This window comes from Halarcobacter bivalviorum (genome assembly GCF_003346815.1).
Classification (GTDB): domain Bacteria; phylum Campylobacterota; class Campylobacteria; order Campylobacterales; family Arcobacteraceae; genus Halarcobacter; species Halarcobacter bivalviorum.
In genome coordinates this window covers 1162903-1181206 of sequence record NZ_CP031217.1, presented here as the reverse complement: position 1 = coordinate 1181206, position 18304 = coordinate 1162903, and the positions used below count along the sequence as shown (strand labels likewise).

At 29.1% G+C, this 18304-nt stretch carries 15 protein-coding genes; 11 read left to right on the top strand and 4 right to left on the bottom strand.

Annotation, left to right across the window (positions count from 1 at the left end):
- The first annotated feature begins 62 nt into the window (after positions 1 to 62).
- Entirely contained in the window at positions 63 to 803 is a 741-nt protein-coding gene (locus ABIV_RS05995) for a lipoate--protein ligase family protein (RefSeq protein WP_114840465.1), read from the top strand.
- Entirely contained in the window at positions 784 to 1686 is a 903-nt protein-coding gene (lipA, locus tag ABIV_RS05990; RefSeq protein WP_114838997.1) for a lipoyl synthase, read from the top strand. Before ABIV_RS05995 ends, lipA begins: the two co-directional genes overlap by 20 nt.
- Positions 1687 to 1698: 12 nt before the next feature.
- Here the strand turns inward: lipA and ABIV_RS05985 are convergent, their stop codons facing one another.
- Positions 1699 to 2433 (bottom strand): IclR family transcriptional regulator, encoded by a 735-nt coding sequence (locus ABIV_RS05985; protein WP_129088493.1) that lies wholly within the window; start codon positions 2431 to 2433, stop codon positions 1699 to 1701.
- A 367-nt stretch (positions 2434 to 2800) separates the two neighbouring features.
- Here ABIV_RS05985 and ABIV_RS05980 point away from each other — a divergent pair, with 367 nt between their 5' ends.
- The 5 genes from ABIV_RS05980 to ABIV_RS05960 all read left to right on the top strand — a co-directional run bounded on the left by ABIV_RS05980 (position 2801) and on the right by ABIV_RS05960 (position 9775).
- Positions 2801 to 3934: an HpcH/HpaI aldolase/citrate lyase family protein gene (locus ABIV_RS05980; RefSeq protein WP_114838995.1), complete on the top strand. Its 1134-nt coding sequence runs from the start codon at positions 2801 to 2803 to the stop codon at positions 3932 to 3934.
- 17 nt (positions 3935 to 3951) lie between these two features.
- On the top strand, positions 3952 to 6471 hold the full coding sequence (locus ABIV_RS05975; protein ID WP_114838994.1) for an aldolase/citrate lyase family protein: 2520 nt from the start codon (positions 3952 to 3954) through the stop codon (positions 6469 to 6471).
- 10 nt (positions 6472 to 6481) lie between these two features.
- Positions 6482 to 7543, top strand: coding sequence for a MaoC family dehydratase (locus tag ABIV_RS05970; protein ID WP_228254341.1), 1062 nt, complete (start codon positions 6482 to 6484; stop codon positions 7541 to 7543).
- 147 nt (positions 7544 to 7690) lie between these two features.
- Positions 7691 to 8674, top strand: coding sequence for an HpcH/HpaI aldolase/citrate lyase family protein (locus tag ABIV_RS05965; protein WP_114838993.1), 984 nt, complete (start codon positions 7691 to 7693; stop codon positions 8672 to 8674).
- A gap of 258 nt (positions 8675 to 8932) precedes the next feature.
- Positions 8933 to 9775, top strand: coding sequence for a DUF5718 family protein (locus ABIV_RS05960; protein WP_114838992.1), 843 nt, complete (start codon positions 8933 to 8935; stop codon positions 9773 to 9775).
- Positions 9776 to 9905: 130 nt separating this feature from the next.
- Here ABIV_RS05960 and ABIV_RS05955 read toward each other — a convergent pair whose 3' ends face one another.
- Complete coding sequence (locus tag ABIV_RS05955; RefSeq protein WP_114838991.1) at positions 9906 to 10214, bottom strand: hypothetical protein; 309 nt, start codon at positions 10212 to 10214, stop codon at positions 9906 to 9908.
- A 152-nt stretch (positions 10215 to 10366) separates the two neighbouring features.
- Complete coding sequence (locus ABIV_RS05950; RefSeq protein WP_114838990.1) at positions 10367 to 10930, bottom strand: flavin reductase family protein; 564 nt, start codon at positions 10928 to 10930, stop codon at positions 10367 to 10369.
- Between the two features lie 129 nt (positions 10931 to 11059).
- Here ABIV_RS05950 and ABIV_RS05945 point away from each other — a divergent pair, with 129 nt between their 5' ends.
- From ABIV_RS05945 to fumC, 4 genes are all read left to right on the top strand, one after another.
- The gene (locus ABIV_RS05945) at positions 11060 to 12349 is read left to right on the top strand and encodes a M20/M25/M40 family metallo-hydrolase (RefSeq protein WP_114838989.1); all 1290 of its coding nucleotides are present in this window, start codon (positions 11060 to 11062) and stop codon (positions 12347 to 12349) included.
- Between the two features lie 139 nt (positions 12350 to 12488).
- Positions 12489 to 14402, top strand: coding sequence for a sensor histidine kinase (locus ABIV_RS05940; RefSeq protein ID WP_114838988.1), 1914 nt, complete (start codon positions 12489 to 12491; stop codon positions 14400 to 14402).
- A 120-nt stretch (positions 14403 to 14522) separates the two neighbouring features.
- Positions 14523 to 16016 (top strand): fumarate hydratase, encoded by a 1494-nt coding sequence (locus ABIV_RS05935; protein ID WP_114838987.1) that lies wholly within the window; start codon positions 14523 to 14525, stop codon positions 16014 to 16016.
- Between the two features lie 131 nt (positions 16017 to 16147).
- Positions 16148 to 17548 (top strand): class II fumarate hydratase, encoded by a 1401-nt coding sequence (fumC, locus tag ABIV_RS05930; RefSeq protein WP_114838986.1) that lies wholly within the window; start codon positions 16148 to 16150, stop codon positions 17546 to 17548.
- Between the two features lie 31 nt (positions 17549 to 17579).
- On the opposite strand, the gene ABIV_RS05925 is transcribed toward fumC, so the two are convergent.
- Complete coding sequence (locus ABIV_RS05925) at positions 17580 to 18272, bottom strand: hypothetical protein (RefSeq protein WP_129088492.1); 693 nt, start codon at positions 18270 to 18272, stop codon at positions 17580 to 17582.
- Positions 18273 to 18304 lie beyond the last annotated feature (32 nt).

The following is an 18304-nucleotide window of genomic DNA, read 5'->3' as shown; positions in this document are numbered from 1 at the left end:
AGTCAGGAAAGTAAACTATTTTTTCACGACTTTTTAAATTAATTTTTTGGTTAACTTTGAAAATGAAAGATATAAAAAGTAAATTTAGAGTAATAAATTCTTCAAAAGCTAGTGCAAAAATAAATATGGCAACAGATGATGCTTTATTATCATGTTTTGAAAAAAATAACCTTCCAATATTAAGGGTTTATTATTGGGATAAATCCTTTACTGTAGGTATTTCTCAAGATGTAAATACATATAGTTTTAAAGAAGAATATAACGAAAATTTTGCCAAGAGAATTACTGGTGGTGGAGTATTATTTCATGGTCATGATATCTCATACTCTTTAGTAATTCCGACTACTCTTTTAGAGGGATTAAATATAAAAGAATCTTATGAGTTTATATGTAGATTTATTATTAATTTCTACAGGAAATTAAACTTAGATGCAAGATATGCAAAAGATATTGAAGAGATTAATTTATCTAAAAGTGAGTTCTGCCAAGTAGGTTTTGAAGCCTATGATATTATTGCAAATGGTAAAAAAATTGGTGGAAATGCTCAAAGAAGAACCAAAAAAGCGATATTTCAACATGGTTCAATACCATTAAAAAACTTAAGTGGTAAATATGATGAAAAAATAGGTACTACTTTGAAAGATTTTAACATAAATTTAGAGTATGAAAAAGCTTCAGTGTTACTAATTGAAGCATTTAATGAAACATTTAATGTTGAATTAATTCAAAGTGAACTTACAGAAGAAGAGAACATTAAGAAAAATGAGCTATTAAAGGATAAATATGACTATAGCAGAAAATAGACTTACACCAGCAAAAAAAGTTGATTTTAAAAAGCCAGAATGGTTAAGAAAAAAATTAGTGCCTAATGCACAAAAAGAGATGGAAGCACTACTTGGAGAACATGGACTTCATACAATTTGTCAAGAAGCAAAGTGTCCTAATATTTCAGAATGTTATGCAAAGAAAAATGCTACCTTTCTTATTTTAGGTAATATCTGTACTAGAAGATGTACTTATTGTAATGTACATACAGGGAAACCTACAGAAGTAGACCTTTCTGAAATTGATGGAGTTACACAATCAGTTATCAAGTTAGGACTTAGATTTGTTGTTATTACAAGTCCAGCAAGGGATGACTTAGCTGATGGTGGAGCAAATCAATTTTATAGAGTTACAAAAAATATTTTAGAAAAATCTCCTGGAACACAAGTAGAGATTTTAATTCCTGATTTTAAAGGAAATGAAGAATCACTACAAAAAGTTGTAGATAGTGGAGCAGTTATTATTGGACACAATGTTGAAACTGTACCATCTTTATATCATATTAGGAGAAATGCTTCATATGAAAGATCATTAGAAGTTCTTAAAAAAATCAAAGAGTTAGGTAAAGATAAAGTAAAAACAAAATCTGCACTTATGGTTGGACTTGGAGAAACAGAAGAAGAGATGGTTCAAGTATTTAAAGATTTAAGAGCTGTTGGCTGTGAGTTTTTAAGTATTGGTCAATACTTAGCTCCAAGTGGAGATTATGAAAAAGTAAAAGAGTTTGTAACTCCAGAGCAATTTGCAAGATATAAAGAGTTAGCATTAGAGTTAGGGTTCTCTTTTGTACACTCTACTCCATATGCTAGAAGTTCTTATTTAGCACATGAATATCTATCTAATAATGAAGGAACTCTTTAAGAGTTTACTTCATTAGATATTATGTTTATTTACAATCATAAATATCTCTTGCCCCAGTTTATGTAACTTTTCAATATCTAATCTAACTGAAAGTCCCGAAATACCTATCGTAGCAATAAGCTTGTTTTTTTGATTAAAATATGGAACTGCAACTGACCTTAATCCAAACTCATGCTCTTCATTTCCAATAGCATAACCTCGTTCTTGAATAAGCTCTAACTCTTTTTCAAGTTTTGCAGTTGAAGTAATTGTATTACTTGTATGTTTTTTTAATTTTAGATTTTTTAATTCTACATCAGAAAAAGCTAATAAAATTTTACCAAACCCATTTGTATGAAGAGGTGTTTTTAAACCAACAGAGTTTCTTGTCTTTAAAACTCTATTTGAGTAATCAATTTGATTTAAATATAAAACAGCTCCCTCTTCTAATACTCCTACATATGCACATTCATTTGAAACTTCATGTATCTCTTCTAATATAGCTTTTGTTTTTTCAACAATTCTATCCCTATCTTCATCTTCAAGGATATTTTTCATAAAGTCACTTAATATAATCTCTTTACTATTTTCTTTGTACTCTATAAATTCTTCATCAATTAGCGTTGTAATAAGTCTAGACATTGTACTTTTATCAACTAAAAGTTTTTGACATAATGTATTTGCAGTTAAAGGTTTATTGGCAATCATAATCTCTTTTAAAATTCTAAGTCCTCGAGACAAAGATTTATTTCGATTGTTCTGAACCAATTTCACTCCTACTCATATCTATTAAGGTCATAATATTAGCATCTTTGTATTTAAAAATAGAGAAAATGTTACTAAATATATATTTTCGTTACAATATCTTTAACAAATTTCAAAAAAAATATTTTACTATCTGTGACAACTTTTTTAAATTTTCTCATTATATGCAACTTTTTTTTGAGCATATTCTACAATCCCCTTTTTACGGTATCTACATAAATTATTTAAAAAAGCTTAATTATTTTTATTAGTTTTTAAATTTTGGTTTCACTTATGTAATCTATGGATTAATTTCAGTGTCAGAAGAATAAATAGTCTGAAAAATTATTGAAAAATTCTTCAATAAAATAAAAAAAAAGAGGTAACTATCATGACTGCATCAGTTATAGATTTATCAAAACTAACAGCAAATGATGATTTAACTCCTGTGTTAGGTGGACACTGGCCAGGAATTCAAATATATTATCCGCCAATTAAATACAATCCATTAGATGGAAGTTATGAAACAATGGAGCAAGCTAAGCTTAGATTACAAAAGCATGCTTATAAAACAAAAGCTCACACTGTTTTATTTGACCTGGAAGATGGTTGTAGACAAAAAGCTATGTCTAGAAAACTTTTAATTGAAGAATTACCAAAATTTCCAGAAAGAGATTTCCAAATAGCTATTAGAATTAATCCTTTTAGAACTGAAGAGTATGAAGAGGATTTAAAAATGTTAAAACAAGTGCACAAATATATTGATGCAATTGTATTAGCAAAAGCTGGTGAAGTATATGGAGATGCAGAGATTAGAGACTTATCTTCATGGTTAGTTTCAATTGGTGCAAATTTACAAATTCAACCAATTATTGAGCACCCAAAATCTTTACAAATAGCAGATAAATTGATGAGTCACTCTACAGTTAAACACGTAGTATTTGGTATTCACGATTTCTCTAAAGCAATGGCTTATAAAATTACTCCTGAGGGATGGATTGATGAGTTAGAGACTTTCTTTAATATGCTTACAATGGAAGCAAGAGTTAAAGGAAAAGGTGTAATTGGTGGAGTTGAAGTATTATTAACACCAAACTCATTACCAGATTCTTGTGTTGAGAAAAAAGATATTAGAAGATGGTTAGACTTACATGGAGATGAAGCTTCAAGACATGTTTATTCTCATGCTCAAAGAGAGTGTGCTATGGGATTAACTGGAAAACAAGTTATTACTCCAAACCATATTAATGTTTGTAAAGTTGCATTTACTCCATCTCCAAATGAGATTGCAAAAGATGTATCTATACTACAAGCTGCTATTGAAGCTGATGCACTATTATCTGGTGCTATTAGATATGAGGGTGAAATGTTAGATCCACCAATGTTTGGTAAATCTTTACAGAACCTGTTAAGAGCTTATGCTTTAAATAGTCTTTCTAAAAAAGATGAAGCATTTGCAATAAATGTATTAAATAGAATGCCTTTACATACATTTAAAGAAAACTGGCCTTACGGTCTAATTTAAGAAGGGAGTTAAATAACATGAGTTCAACTATTGAAATTGAAGTACCTGAATTTTTAAATATCGGTGTTGCTTGTACATCTGCACACCTTGGGGGAAAAAACGAAAATAATACAGCAATGATTATTGAAGATGATAAATTAGGAACTGATGAAATAACTTATAAAGAGTTAGCAGAAAAATCTGACCAAATTTGTAACTTCCTTACATCAATTGGAATCGGGCCAAGAGATAGAGTTTTAGTTTGTTTAAAAAACTCTTTAGCTTATCCTATTTCATTTTTTGGAGCTATTAAAGCAGGAATTATCGCAGTTCCTACATCAACACTTTTAAGTGGTTCAGAAGTTAAATATTTAGCAGAAGATTCACAAGCAAGTGCTATTGTTTTATCTGCTTCTATGTATGAAAACTTAGTTCCATATTTAGAGAACTTAGATAACCTAAAAACAATTATCGTTGCAGCAACTGATAGTGTTGAGGATTTAAAAAAGCCTAAAGGGATTAATGTATATGCATTAAATGATATTTTAAAAACTGCAGATAAAACACCTAACCACTACAATTCAAAAGCTGGTGAGCCTGCATATTTAGTATATACATCTGGAACAACTGGTTTTCCAAAGGGTGTTTTACACTCGCATAGATCATTAGTTGGAAGAACTCCTGCTACTGAATATTGGTTTAACTTTAAAGAGAATGATAGAATCATGCACTCTGGTAAGTTCAACTGGACATATGTATTAGGTTCTGCATTAATGGATCCATTATTTAATGGACATACTGTTATTGCATATGAAGGTTCAAATGATGCTGGAACTTGGATTGATTTAATTAAAAAGCATAAATGTACTATTTTCATTGGTGTACCAACGATTTATAGACAAATTATCCAAAAAACAGATTTTACAATTGAAGATTGTCCATCTTTAAGATATTGTATGTCTGCGGGAGAGCATTTATCAACTGAGATGATTGAATTATGGAGAGATAGATTTAAACAAGATATCTTTGAAGCAATTGGTATGTCTGAGTGTTCATACTATATTTCTCACTCTGTAAATAATCCAATTAGACCAGGAAGTGCAGGATTCGTTCAACCAGGTCACACAGTTAAACTACTTGACCCTGATACACTACAAGAAGTTGGTGTTGAAGAAGAAGGTATGATTTGTATCGGTATTGATGATCCAGGTCTATTTTTAGAGTACTGGCAGCTTGAAGATGAAACAGCTAAAGCTAAGCATGATGGATACTTCTTTACAGGAGATTATGCAAAAAGAGATAAAGATGGTTATATCTGGTTCATTGGTAGAAAAGATGATATTATCAATACATTTGGATTTAGAGTATCACCACACGAAGTTGAAAGAGTTGTAAAAACTCATCCTTTAGTAGCAGATTGTGTAGCATTTGGATTTGACTTAGCTAAAGATAAAACATTAGTGGCGATTGCTGTAATTGGACATGAGGAATTAACTGAAGCTCAACAAGAAGAGGTTCTTAAATTCTCTCAAGATAATCTTGCAAAATATAAAGCACCAAAGAAGATTTTTGCAATGGCAGATTATCCAAGAACTAAAAATGGAAAAGTTCTAAGAAAACAACTTGTAAAGAATCTACATGAGCTAGAAAGTGCACATGCAAGAGGTGAAGAAGTAATTGAATATAAAGCTAGAAGATCTATGTTATTCGTACCGTCATACAATAAACATAATGTAGAGAAAGCTAAATCTGTACTTGCGGACACTGTTATATTCGATCTTGAAGCTATCTTACATGAGCAAAGAGCTGTTGGTAGAGAAGTTATTAGAGAAGTTTACAAAGACCAAGGTTGTAGATTTGGAGAGTCTGAAAGAGTTCTAAGAATCAATAACTTAGGAAGTGAAGATTTACAAAAAGATTTAGAGCTTGCAAGAGAGATTGAATTAGATGGTTTATTATTCTCTAAAATTGATACAAAAGAAGATGTATTAGAAGCAGTTAGATTAATTGATGAGATTAACCCTGAGTTATCATTAATGATTATGATTGAAACTCCACTATCTGTATTAAATATCCAAGAGATTTGTGCAGCTAGTCCAAGAGTTGAAGTTGTAGTTGTTGGTTCAAATAAATTAGCTAACAGATTACATATTGATATCAAAAAAGGTTCAAAAGCTATGTTTAATTACCTATCGCAAGTTGCATTAGCAGCAAAAGCATATGGTAAAACAGTTATTGATGGACCACACTTTGATGTACATGATGAATTTGCTTGTGAAGATTCAACTAAAGATGCATTCAACTTAGGATTTGATGGTAAATCATTAATCCACCCAGTACAAATTGAATATATTAATGATATCTTTACTCCAAAACAAGCTGAAGTTGAAGATTATGAAGAGATGATTAATTCATATGAGCAAGCTAAAAAAGATGGTAAAGAAGTAATTATGCACAACAATAAACTTGTTGATGGTTCAAGAATTAAATGGGCTAAAAAAATGATTACACTTTATGAAACATATAAAGCTTTAGGTCAAAACCTATTTAACAAGTAAGGAGAAAGTAGTGTCTAGTAAGATTAATATGGGAAACTTTTTTGAAGATTTTTCAATTGGACAAAAAATAGTTCACCCTCTTCCTAGAACAATCACTGATGGTGATGTATCTTTATACATTGCTTTCACTGGTTCTAGATTTGCACTTCACTCTTCTGATGTTGTTGCAACTGAGATGGGATATGAAAAAAGACCAATTGATGATGTATTAATGTTCCACTTAACATTTGGAAAATCAGTACAAGATATTTCATTAAATGCAATTGCAAACTTAGGTTATGCAGAGATTTCTTTTCCTAATCCAGTTTATATAGGAGATACAGTTTCTATGACTTCGACTGTAATTGGATTAAAAGAGAATTCAAATGGAAAATCTGGAGTTGTTTATGTTCACTCTATTGGTGTAAACCAAAATGGAGCAGAAGTACTTAACTTCAAAAGATGGGTTATGGTTCATAAAAAAGATAAGGAGACTTTAACTGGTATTAAAGAAGTTCCTACTTTTGCAGAAGCAACTCCTATTTGTGAAGAGATTAATATTCCTGAGATTAAATGTGTTGATGTCTTCGCATCTGGTGGAAACTTCTTCTTTGAAGATTATGAAAAAGGTGAAAGACTAAATCACCCAGAGGGTATTACAGTTGATAATAGTGACCATACTTTAGCAACTAAGTTATACCAAAACAATGCGAAGGTTCACTTCAATGACCACATGATGAAATCTACTCCTATGGGGCAGAGATTAATGTATGGTGGAATTGTTATCTCTATGGCTAGAGCAATTTCATTTAATGGTTTACAAAATGCACAATGGATGTATGCTATTAACTCTGGTGCACACGCTAATCCAACATATGCAGGAGATACTATCTATGCATATACAGAAGTTTTAGATGTAATTGAACATAAAAGAGATGATATAGGTTTATTAAGATTAAGAACAATTGCTGTTAAGAATCAAAGACCAGAAGAGATTGAGTCACCAAAAGATAAAGATGGTAAGTATCTACCAAATGTAGTACTTGATTTAGATTACACAGTAATCATTCCAAAAAGAAAGACTCAAAAATAATTTTGAATCAAAGGCAACTCGTTGCCTTCTTTAGGATTTTGCTACTTTAGCAATTTTTTATAAATTGCGTTAAAAAGTAGATAAAAAATAAAAGGTCCCATTTTTATTAAATTTGGGAACTAAAATTTTATAAAAAAGGAAAATAATATGACACACCCTAATGAAGCACTATTTGAATCTGGAAAATCTTTACCGATTATTCCTACTTGTGAGCACTTTGCAGGAAGCGAAAAACTAATCAAAAAAGGTTTTGAAATGCAAAGAAAACTTGGACCTGTTTTCGATATCACTTGTGATTGTGAAGATGGAGCTGAGACTGGTAAAGAAGTTGAGCATGCAGAAATGATCGTTAGAGTTGTAAATTCTGATGAAAATCCATATGCTATGGCTGGAACTAGAATCCACGATTTCTCTCATCCAGATTGGAGACAAGATGTTGATATTCTTGTACCAGGTGCTGGTGAGAAATTAGCATATATTACATTACCAAAATCTACTTCTTATGAAGATGTAAAAACTCAAGTTGAATATATTCAAGAAGTAGCAAAAAAAGCTGGTATTAGTAGAGAGATTCCAATTCATATCTTAATTGAAACTCATGGTGCATTACAAGATGTAGAGAAAATTGCTACATTACCATGGCTACAAGTATTAGATTTCGGTCTTATGGATTTTGTATCAGGATACCAAGGTGCAATTCCTGCATCTAACATGAGAAGTCCAGGGCAATTTGATCATAGATTAATTGGTGCAGCAAAAGCAAGAGTAGCACAAGCAGCTATTCAAAATCATGTTATTCCTTGTCACAACGTAACATTAGATCTTAAAAACCCATACCAAACTTATAAAGATGCTGAAAGAGCAAGAAACGAGTTTGGATTTATGAGAATGTGGTCAATTTACCCAACACAAGTACAAGCAATTGTTGATGCTATGAAACCAGACTTTACTGAGTTAGAAGCTGCACAAAATATTTTATTAAATGCACAAGATGCTGAGTGGGGACCAATCCAATATGATGGTGAGTTACACGATAGAGCAACTTACAGATATTTCTGGGAATTAGTACAAAGAGCTAAATACTCTGGTGTAAAATTAATGGATGAAGTAGAAAAAAGATTTTTCTCTTAATAATTAATTTTAAAAATAAAATTTATAAAACTTTTTAGATAAGAGGAGTATTCTTCTTATCTAAAATAAAACAAAAGGACAAACAGATGAAACTATTAGTCATTGTCAAGCTCATGAAGTTCAGTGAGGAAAGATTTACTTCCAGGTAGAACATCAGACAATATAACTACCCTGTAAAACTTCACAAATACCCTCACTTAAATAATCAATCCAACTTAATAAAAAACTTATTGTCAACTATTAAACAAAAGGTAAAAAATGAATAAAAACCAAGCAAATTTAGAAGAATTAAAAGATTATTTAGGGTTTGGTGTTGCAGGTAATTTTGCAAACCATTTAGGTGAAGCTGGTGAGGCAGATGAATTTTCTGTTATTGAAACTAAAGAGAAAGATGCTCCAAAAGGACTTTTTCCTTTTTATATTCCAAATCATGATAGCTTTTTAGGTGAATATCCAATTAGTACTGATATTATTAACCATAATAATATGGATAAATTACAAGTTGAAGCTGAAGTTGCTTTACTTTGTGATTTTGTATATGAAAATGAAAAGTTAGTGGATATAGTTCCAAAACTTTTTGGTGCATTTAATGACTGTTCAAATAGAGTACAAGATGGTAATAAATTAAGTACAAAAAAGAACTGGGGTCCAAATTCAAAAGGATTAGCTTCTGATTTAATAGAGATTGATTCTTTTGAAGAAGATGGTATTCTAAGTAAATATCATATTGCTTCTTTTGTGAGAAGAGATGGTATCTTAAAAGATTATGGAACAGTTAGTGCTGTTAAATCATACTCATATTTCTTTAATCAATTAAAAGATTGGATGATTGATAAATTCAATACTCAAGAAGATATGGGACCATTAGAAGAGCTTAAACCTTTTATTCAAGACATGAGTAAGTACAAAGGTCTTTTAATAGCTGCTGGAGCAACTGCATATACAGATTTTGGAAAACATAACTTCTTAGAAAAAGGGGATGAAATTTTTGTTTATGTGTATGATGCACACTTCCACTCTTTTGAAGATATAATCCAAGATATGTCAGGTATGGACTTACATCTATCAAAATGTAGTAAGCTGCATCAAATAGTAGAGTAATTCTTTTTTATATTAGTTTCCAACTTTGTTGGAAGCTAATTCATTTTGTTATATCCAAGTTAAACAACAACAAACTTCCCTAAATATAGTAATCTAAAGCTATTTTTTATTGTTAAACCATTTTGAAATATTATTGAGCTAGTATAAAGTCTTTGTATTTTTTAGCAGTGTTATAACTAATTTCAGCAGTTTTTGCAACACTATAAACAGTTATATCTCTATTTTCTAATCTTAAAATATTTACAGCATTTACTACTGCATTTTTACTCTTTTTTCTTTTTGCATTATTTGCTTTTACTGTTGCTTTAATCTTTTTACTTGTTCTTGATAAAACTGATTTTTGAAACTCTTCATTTATTCTATTATATAAAGACATATCATTTTGAACTAATATTTTTTGTAGTGCATTAAATTCATTATTTGTTATTGTAATTCTCATTATTCTCCTATCTCTGCTGTTTTTGGGGACGGAAGTATACAAGAATAAACTTAAATTTATCTCAAATTGTTATAACATTTTGAGATAAATTTAAGAAAAAAAAAGCTTCACAAAAAAGTGAAGCTTTTTCTCATTTTTTAATAATAAAAAGATTATAAATCAACCATTGCTTTAAAGAAGATTCCACTTCTTCCTACATTTTCTACTTTTATATGTAATTTCTCATTTATTCTATCATCTTCTATATATTGTTTTTTTATTTCAAGAATTAATGGTGTTGTTTTTCCTGGTAGTTTTACTACATCATATAAATCACAAAAAAGTGCTGTTTGAGTTGAGCTAATCATTGGAGGAAAATCCTCTAAAGGCTTCTCTACTTCAATTTCATACTCATTTACTTCACTTTGCTCTTTATCTAAAGTATTAGCACAAAGTTTAACTTTATCTACATTATCTTTGTTTACAAAGCAAATAGTAGCTTTTTTATGTTTTAAAATATTTGCAAGAGTATCTTTAGGAACACCCTCTTCTTTTTCTCCAATTGCAACTATAAGTGTTGCAGGATTACTAGAGATTGGAATAAAGTATGAGAATGGTGCTGCATTTATTACTCCTTCATCTTCTGTTACTATCCAAGCAATAGGTCTAGGAACAACAGTATCAGACATGATTTTATATCTATTTAAATCATTTACTTCTTCATAATCAATTATCATTTATTTCCCCTATTTTTAATAATTTTTATAATATTGAAATCTCTTTATAAATAGCTTAAAATCATGCTTTTTTTCTTATGTAAAATTTAATACAATTTGCTATAATCCAAATAAAAAAGGTAAATTTTAATGCAGAATGTTATAGAGATTTTTAAAGAGATAACTGCCTTAAATAGATGTAGTGGAAATTATGAAGATTTTATCTCTTATATTAAAGGGTTTTCTTCTAAATATGAGTACGAATGTTTAATAGATAATTACAACAATATTTTATGTAAAAAAAGAGATTCAAAAGCAACTTTATGTTTTCAAAATCATTATGATATTGTTTGTTTAATTGATAATAATATTCCAAAAATAGTTGAAGAAAATGGTTTTTTTAAAGCAGAAAATTCTACCCTTGGAGCAGACAATGGAATTGGTTGTTCTTATATGTTAAGTCTAATGTCACAAGGGTATGATTGTGAGTTTTTATTTACAAGTGATGAAGAGATTGGACTAATTGGAGCAAACAATTTAGAGCATAATTTAAATGCAAAATATATGCTAAATATTGATAGTGAAGAGGAAGGAGAAATCTGTATTGGATGTGCAGGTGGAGTTGATATCTTTGGTAAACATTATGGCAAAAAAATTATAAAAAATAGTGATAATTATGAACTATATGAAATAGAAATTTCAAAACTTCCAGGAGGTCATAGTGGGGTAAATATCCATGAAAATAGACCAAATGCAATTAAACTATTTGGAAAACTTGTAAAAGAAAATGGAGGGTTATTATTAGACATAAATGCAGGAGAGAGAATAAATTCAATCCCAGTTAATGTTAAAGCGATAGTAGCCTTTAAGGATTATCCAACTAATTTTGATGAAGAATTTATTTGTATAAATAAATGTGATACTAAAAGTGAACATTTAAATATTTGGAGTAGTGATATTACTACTTTTATTTATACATTTGCAAATGGAGTAAGAGCTTATGATAATAATTTAAATGTAGTTTTAGACTCTATAAATCTAGCTAAAATCAAAACAAATATTGATTCAATAGAAGTAGAACTTAGTGCAAGGTCAATGGATAATAAAAACTTAGAAACTATAAAAAAAGAGACTGCCTCTTTATTAGAGCATTTTGGTTTTGAAGTTAAAACTGCTGGAAAATATCCAGCTTGGAAACCTGATGTAAATGAGTTTACAAATGAGGTTCTAAATATATATAAAACTTATGATTTAAATGCTTCTTTAGAAGCAATTCATGCTGGCTTAGAATGTGCTATTTTTAAAGATAAATTTCCTCATATGAAAATAGCTTCTATAGGTCCAAATATTTTTAATCCTCATTCAAATAAAGAATCAGTTGAGATAAATTCAATTAAAAAAATTGGAAAAATTGTTAAAGAAATAGCAGACAAATTTTAATATAAAAAGAGTAAGAATTTTGAAAATAATTCTTACTCCTTTTAACAATTATTTTTAATATTATTTATTATTTGCTACATTTTAATTACTCTTTAATTTCAAATTATTAAGATATAATTTCATTTCTAAAAGGTAGAAAATGAATAATAAAAATGAACTAACTATTTTAAATATAATTAAATATGGACCTATTCTTTTTATTTTATCCTTATCTATTATTATCTCTCTTACTTTATATATAAATTACAATAGTGCTTTTGCAGAAGAGAAAGCATTAATTGAAAAAGAGTTTATTCAAAAAAATAAAAATGACATAAAGAATCAAGTTGATTCAATCTATAACTTTATCTTAGAAGAACAAAAAACAACAGAAGTAAAACTAAAAAATAATCTTAAAAAAAGAGTTAATGAAGCACATAGTATTGCAATGAATATTTATAATGAAAACAAACATCTAGGAAAAGAAGTTGTTTCAAAAATGATAAAAGATGCTTTAAGAACTATTAGATTTAACAATGGAAGAGGATACTTTTTTATCTATTCTTTCGATTATGAATGTATCTTATTACCTGTAGCAAAACAATTAGAAGGGACAAGCTTCTATAATTTTCAAGATGGTCAAAATAAATATTTAACAAGAAATATTATAAAAAGTTTAGAAAAAGAAGATGAAAGTTTCTTAAGATGGTGGTACCATAAACCCAAAGATATGAAGAACCAGTATGAAAAAATTGGTTTTAATAAAAAGTTTGAGCCTTATAATTGGTATATAGGAACAGGAGAATATATAGAAGATTTTGAAAATGATATGAAAGAAGATGTATTAAGACATATTCAAAATCAACAATTTCAAAATAATGATTATATATTTATTATAGATTATGATTCAACTTACTTAGCTCATAAGAATAAAGCTTTAATAGGTGAAAATGCTTTAGAAATATATGATAAAAAAACCTATAAAATTATTGAAGACATAATTAGCATAGCTAAAAAAGAAGGTAATGGTTTTTTAAGTTATGAACATATTAGACCGGAGACAAATCAATTCGCAAAAAAAACTAGCTATATAAAAGGTTTACAAAATTGGCAATGGGCCTTAGGTGTAGGTTTCTATGAAGATGACTTAAATAAAAAAGTTGAAGCTCAAAGAAAAGTACTTGATAAAAGATTTGAAGATGATTTATATAGACTTTTAATTTTATCTTTATCTTTTACAACTATCTTACTTGTTCTTTCAATTAAGATTTCAAAATATTTAGAAACAAGATTTAAGCAGTATCAAGAACAGATAAAAGAGCATTTAGAAGAGATCACTCATCAACAAAATATTTTAGCTCAACAATCAAAGATGGCTGCTATTGGAACAATGATAGGTAATATTGCTCACCAATGGAGACAACCTCTTTCTTTAATCTCTACAGCTGCAACAGGAATGAAATTAAAAAGAGAGATTGGAGATTTAAGTGATAAAGAGTTTAATGATAATTTAGAATATATAAATCAATCAACACAATATTTATCTAAAACTATTGATGATTTTAGAAACTTTTTTACAAGTAATAAAACAAAAAAAGAGTTCAGTATTGATGAAGCCTTTGAAAATACTTTTAACTTAATAAAAGTACAGTTTAAAAACCATAATATTGAAGTTTTCAAAGAGATTGGAAACACAGAGATTTATGGTATTCAAACTGAATTAGTTCAAGTATTAATAAATGTCTTAAATAATTCAAGAGATGAATTAATAAAAATGCCTAACAATACTAGAAAACTAATCTTTATTAAAACTTTTGAAAAAGAAGAACAACTATTTATAGAAATAACAGATAATGCAGGTGGAATTGAAGAAGAAATTTTAGAACATGTTTTTGAACCTTATTTTACTACTAAAAATCAATCACAAGGAACTGGTATTGGACTTTATATGAGTCAGGAGATTATAGTAAAACATATGCATGGAACAATAGAAATGTATAATGCTTCATATAATTATGATGAGGAAGAGTACAAAGGTGTTAAAACTATTATAAAATTAAATATAAACAAATGATTTGTGAATATGAGTAACTTCTAAGACTCTTAAAAACTTTTTTCCCATTTAATTATTCTTTTTAATAAACTCTTATTAGATATAATCAATTTTAAATTTTAATGAAAAGGTTTTGAGAAAATGGGAAAAATTACTGAAAAAGATATTATCGATAGTATTGCTGATGCCTGTCAATACATCTCTTTTTACCATCCAGAAGATTTCGTAAAAGGAATGGTAGAAGCTTATGAGAAAGAGCAGTCTGAATCAGCTAAAAATGCAATTGGACAAATTTTAATTAACTCTAAAATGTGTGCAATGGGACATAGACCATTATGTCAAGATACTGGTTCTGTAAATATTTTCATCAAAGTTGGTTTAAAAGCTGACCTAGACATCTCTAGAGATTTAGAAGATATTTTAAATGATGGTGTTGCTAAAGGTTATACTGACCCAGATAACACATTAAGATTCTCTGTTGTATCTGATCCTGCAGGAGAGAGAAAAAATACTAAAAATAATACTCCAGCAGTAATTCACTACTCTGTAGATGCAAACTCTGATAAACTTGATATTACAGTTGCAGCAAAAGGTGGAGGAAGTGAAAACAAATCTAAATTTGCTGTATTAAATCCATCTGACTCTATTTATGACTGGGTTATGGAAAATGTAAGAAATATGGGAGCTGGATGGTGTCCTCCAGGTATCTTAGGTATTGGTATTGGTGGAAATCCAGAAAAATCAATGCTACTTGCAAAAGAAGCTTTAATGGGGCATGTTGATATCCATGAGTTAAAAGAAAGAGGGCCTCAAAATGCTTTAGAAGAGTTAAGATTAAAACTTTATGAAGATATTAATAAAATTGGTATTGGAGCACAAGGTTTAGGTGGTTTAACAACTGTACTTGATGTTAAAATCTTAGATTACCCATGTCACGCTGCTTCTTTACCAGTTGCGATGATTCCTAACTGTGCTGCAACTAGACATATCCATTTTGAATTAGATGGAAATGGTGCTGCTACATTCAATAAACCTGATTTAGACCTATGGCCAGATATTGAATTACCAATGGATACAATCAAAAAAGTAAATATTGAAGATTTAACAAAAGAGAAACTTCAAGAGTTTAAATCTGGAGATACTCTATTATTATCTGGAAAAATCTTAACAGCAAGAGATGCTGCTCACAAAAAAATCGTTGAGTACAAAAATGCTGGTAAACCACTTCCAAATGGTGTTGATTTAAAAGATAGATTTATCTACTATGTTGGACCAGTTGATCCAGTAAGAGATGAAGTAGTAGGACCTGCGGGACCAACAACTTCTACAAGAATGGATAAATTTACTGAAGATATGATGGAAATCGGTATCATGGGTATGATTGGTAAAGCTGAAAGAAAGCAACCAACTATTGATTTAATTAAAAAGTATAAATCAATGTACCTTATTGCTACTGGTGGAGCAGCATATTTAATTTCTCAATCAATTAAAGGTGCTAAAATCTTAGCATTTGAAGAGATGGGAATGGAAGCTATTTACGAATTTGAAGTAAAAGATATGCCTGTTACTGTTGCTGTTGATACTGAGGGTAACTCAATTCACACAACTGGACCAGCTAAATGGAGAGCTATCTAATTTTAATTACAAAGTGAAGTTTACTTCACTTTGTAACTCTTCTCTTTTTTTTTATATCTTTTTTGATACTAATTATTAAAATTAAATGATAATCTATGATATAATTACTTTATCTTGAAAAAGGATTGTAGATGAAAAATTATAGAATTGAAAAAGATACAATGGGAGAGATGCAAGTACCAAATGATAAATATTGGGCTGCACAAACTCAAAGAAGTATTGAGAATTTTCCAATTGGAAATGAAACGATGCCAAGTGAAATAATTGAAGGTTTTAGCTTTTTAAAAAAAGCTTGTGCAATAGTTAATTATAAGCTTGAAAGACTTGATAAAAAGAAATGTGAAGCTATAAAAGAAGCTTGCGATGAAGTTATTGAAAAAAAACTTGAAGGAAACTTTCCTCTTGTAGTTTGGCAAACAGGTTCTGGAACTCAATCAAATATGAATATGAATGAAGTAATTGCAAACAGAGCTACTGAAATTTTAGGAAGTGATTTTAGAAAAGAGAAACTTGTTCATCCAAATGATGATGTAAACAAGGGGCAAAGTTCAAATGACACCTACCCTACTGCAATGAGAATCTCTTTTGTACTTGAACTACAAAAACAGCTAATCCCAGCTATTAAAATCTTACGAAAAACTTTTAAGAAAAAAAGTAAAAAATTTAACAATATAGTAAAAATAGGAAGAACTCACTTACAAGATGCAACTCCACTTACTTTAGGACAAGAATTAAGTGCCTATGTTGATATGTTAAATAAAGCTTTAGAACAAATTAATGATAGTATGAAATATATTTGTGAACTAGCAATTGGTGGAACAGCTGTTGGAACAGGACTTAACTCTCATCCAGAGTTTTCACAAATGGTTTGTAAAGTTTTAAATAAACAGACAAAAACAAAATATAAATTTAAATCTCATCCAAACAAATTTCATGCCTTAACTGCCCATGATGGAGAAGTTGTATTAAGTGGAGCTTTAAATGCTCTTGCTTCAAATCTTATGAAAATAGCAAATGATATTAGATGGTTAGCTTCTGGTCCTAGATGTGGAATTGGTGAGCTTAATATTCCTGAAAATGAACCAGGAAGTTCTATTATGCCAGGAAAAGTAAACCCTACTCAAAGTGAAGCTATGACTATGGTTGCTGTTCAAGTGATGGGAAATCACACAACTGTCTCAGTTAGTGCATCACAAGGAAACTTTGAACTAAATGTATTTAAGCCTGTGATTGCATATAACATTTTACAATCAATAAAACTTCTAAGTGATACTATGCTTGCCTTTAATGATAAGTGTGCTGTAGGGATTGAGCCAAATAAGAAAAACATAGAAAAATATCTAAATGATTCATTGATGTTAGTAACAGCTCTTAATCCATATATTGGATATGAAAATGCTGCACTTATAGCTAAAACAGCTCATAAAAATGGAACAACATTAAAAGAAGAAGCTATTAAGTTAAAACTTTTAAGTGAAGAAGAGTTTGAAAAATATGTTAAACCAGAAGAGATGACTTATCCTAAAAAATAGTAGAAGTAAAAGGTAGTTTTACCTTTTACTTTTAAGCATGAATATTTGGTGTATTCATATTGATTCTTATTTGTTGATTGTATTTATTTAAAATATCTGTATATTCATACTTGACTTCTTCAAACTGCTTTCTAACTTCATCAGTTTTTGCATTTTCAATACCTTCTTCTGAACTATTTATCATATTAAGTAACATATTAAAAGCTTCATTATGAGAAAGTTTATATTCAGAAGGTATAAGTTTCTTCATATTTTCATTTAATTCAAATTTTCCATCCGTTCCTTGACTAAACATATTTGAATTTACTACAAACCTTTGACCTGTTCCTGTAGTTTTATAATGATACTGCTCACTTGCTTTTTGAAAATAAAAGCTACCAGCTTCTTTAGGTGACATTTTCTTAGCTTCTTCAAATAATGTTTTATTTAAAACTTCATTATCACTCATGTTTGAGATATGATGTAAATTTGCTAATTTATTAACTTCATCTTCAGATAAATCACTATATATCTCATCAATTTTTTTAATATCTAGATTTTTAATAAAATTATATGACATTCTATCTATCTTCTTAAACTGTATTTCTTCTGTTTTAGCTTTTTGGGCTTCTATATTATCCTTATGCTCTAACTCTTTTTCAAAATTTGAGCTTTGTTCTTTTTTTGTAGTTGTACTTTGTTGAGCATAAGTATTTACTTGAGTTACTGTATTAGACACTATCATTATCAGTCCTTCAAAATTATTTAATATATTAT

Coding starts and splice junctions, on each gene's coding strand:
- ABIV_RS05995 (WP_114840465.1), top strand. CDS start 63: ATGAAAGATATAAAAAGTAAATTTAGAGTAATAAATTCTTCAAAAGCT.
- lipA (WP_114838997.1), top strand. CDS start 784: ATGACTATAGCAGAAAATAGACTTACACCAGCAAAAAAAGTTGATTTT.
- ABIV_RS05980 (WP_114838995.1), top strand. CDS start 2,801: ATGACTGCATCAGTTATAGATTTATCAAAACTAACAGCAAATGATGAT.
- ABIV_RS05975 (WP_114838994.1), top strand. CDS start 3,952: ATGAGTTCAACTATTGAAATTGAAGTACCTGAATTTTTAAATATCGGT.
- ABIV_RS05965 (WP_114838993.1), top strand. CDS start 7,691: ATGACACACCCTAATGAAGCACTATTTGAATCTGGAAAATCTTTACCG.
- ABIV_RS05960 (WP_114838992.1), top strand. CDS start 8,933: ATGAATAAAAACCAAGCAAATTTAGAAGAATTAAAAGATTATTTAGGG.
- ABIV_RS05955 (WP_114838991.1), bottom strand. CDS start 10,214: ATGAGAATTACAATAACAAATAATGAATTTAATGCACTACAAAAAATA.
- ABIV_RS05950 (WP_114838990.1), bottom strand. CDS start 10,930: ATGATAATTGATTATGAAGAAGTAAATGATTTAAATAGATATAAAATC.
- ABIV_RS05945 (WP_114838989.1), top strand. CDS start 11,060: ATGCAGAATGTTATAGAGATTTTTAAAGAGATAACTGCCTTAAATAGA.
- ABIV_RS05940 (WP_114838988.1), top strand. CDS start 12,489: ATGAATAATAAAAATGAACTAACTATTTTAAATATAATTAAATATGGA.
- ABIV_RS05935 (WP_114838987.1), top strand. CDS start 14,523: ATGGGAAAAATTACTGAAAAAGATATTATCGATAGTATTGCTGATGCC.
- fumC (WP_114838986.1), top strand. CDS start 16,148: ATGAAAAATTATAGAATTGAAAAAGATACAATGGGAGAGATGCAAGTA.
- ABIV_RS05925 (WP_129088492.1), bottom strand. CDS start 18,272: ATGATAGTGTCTAATACAGTAACTCAAGTAAATACTTATGCTCAACAA.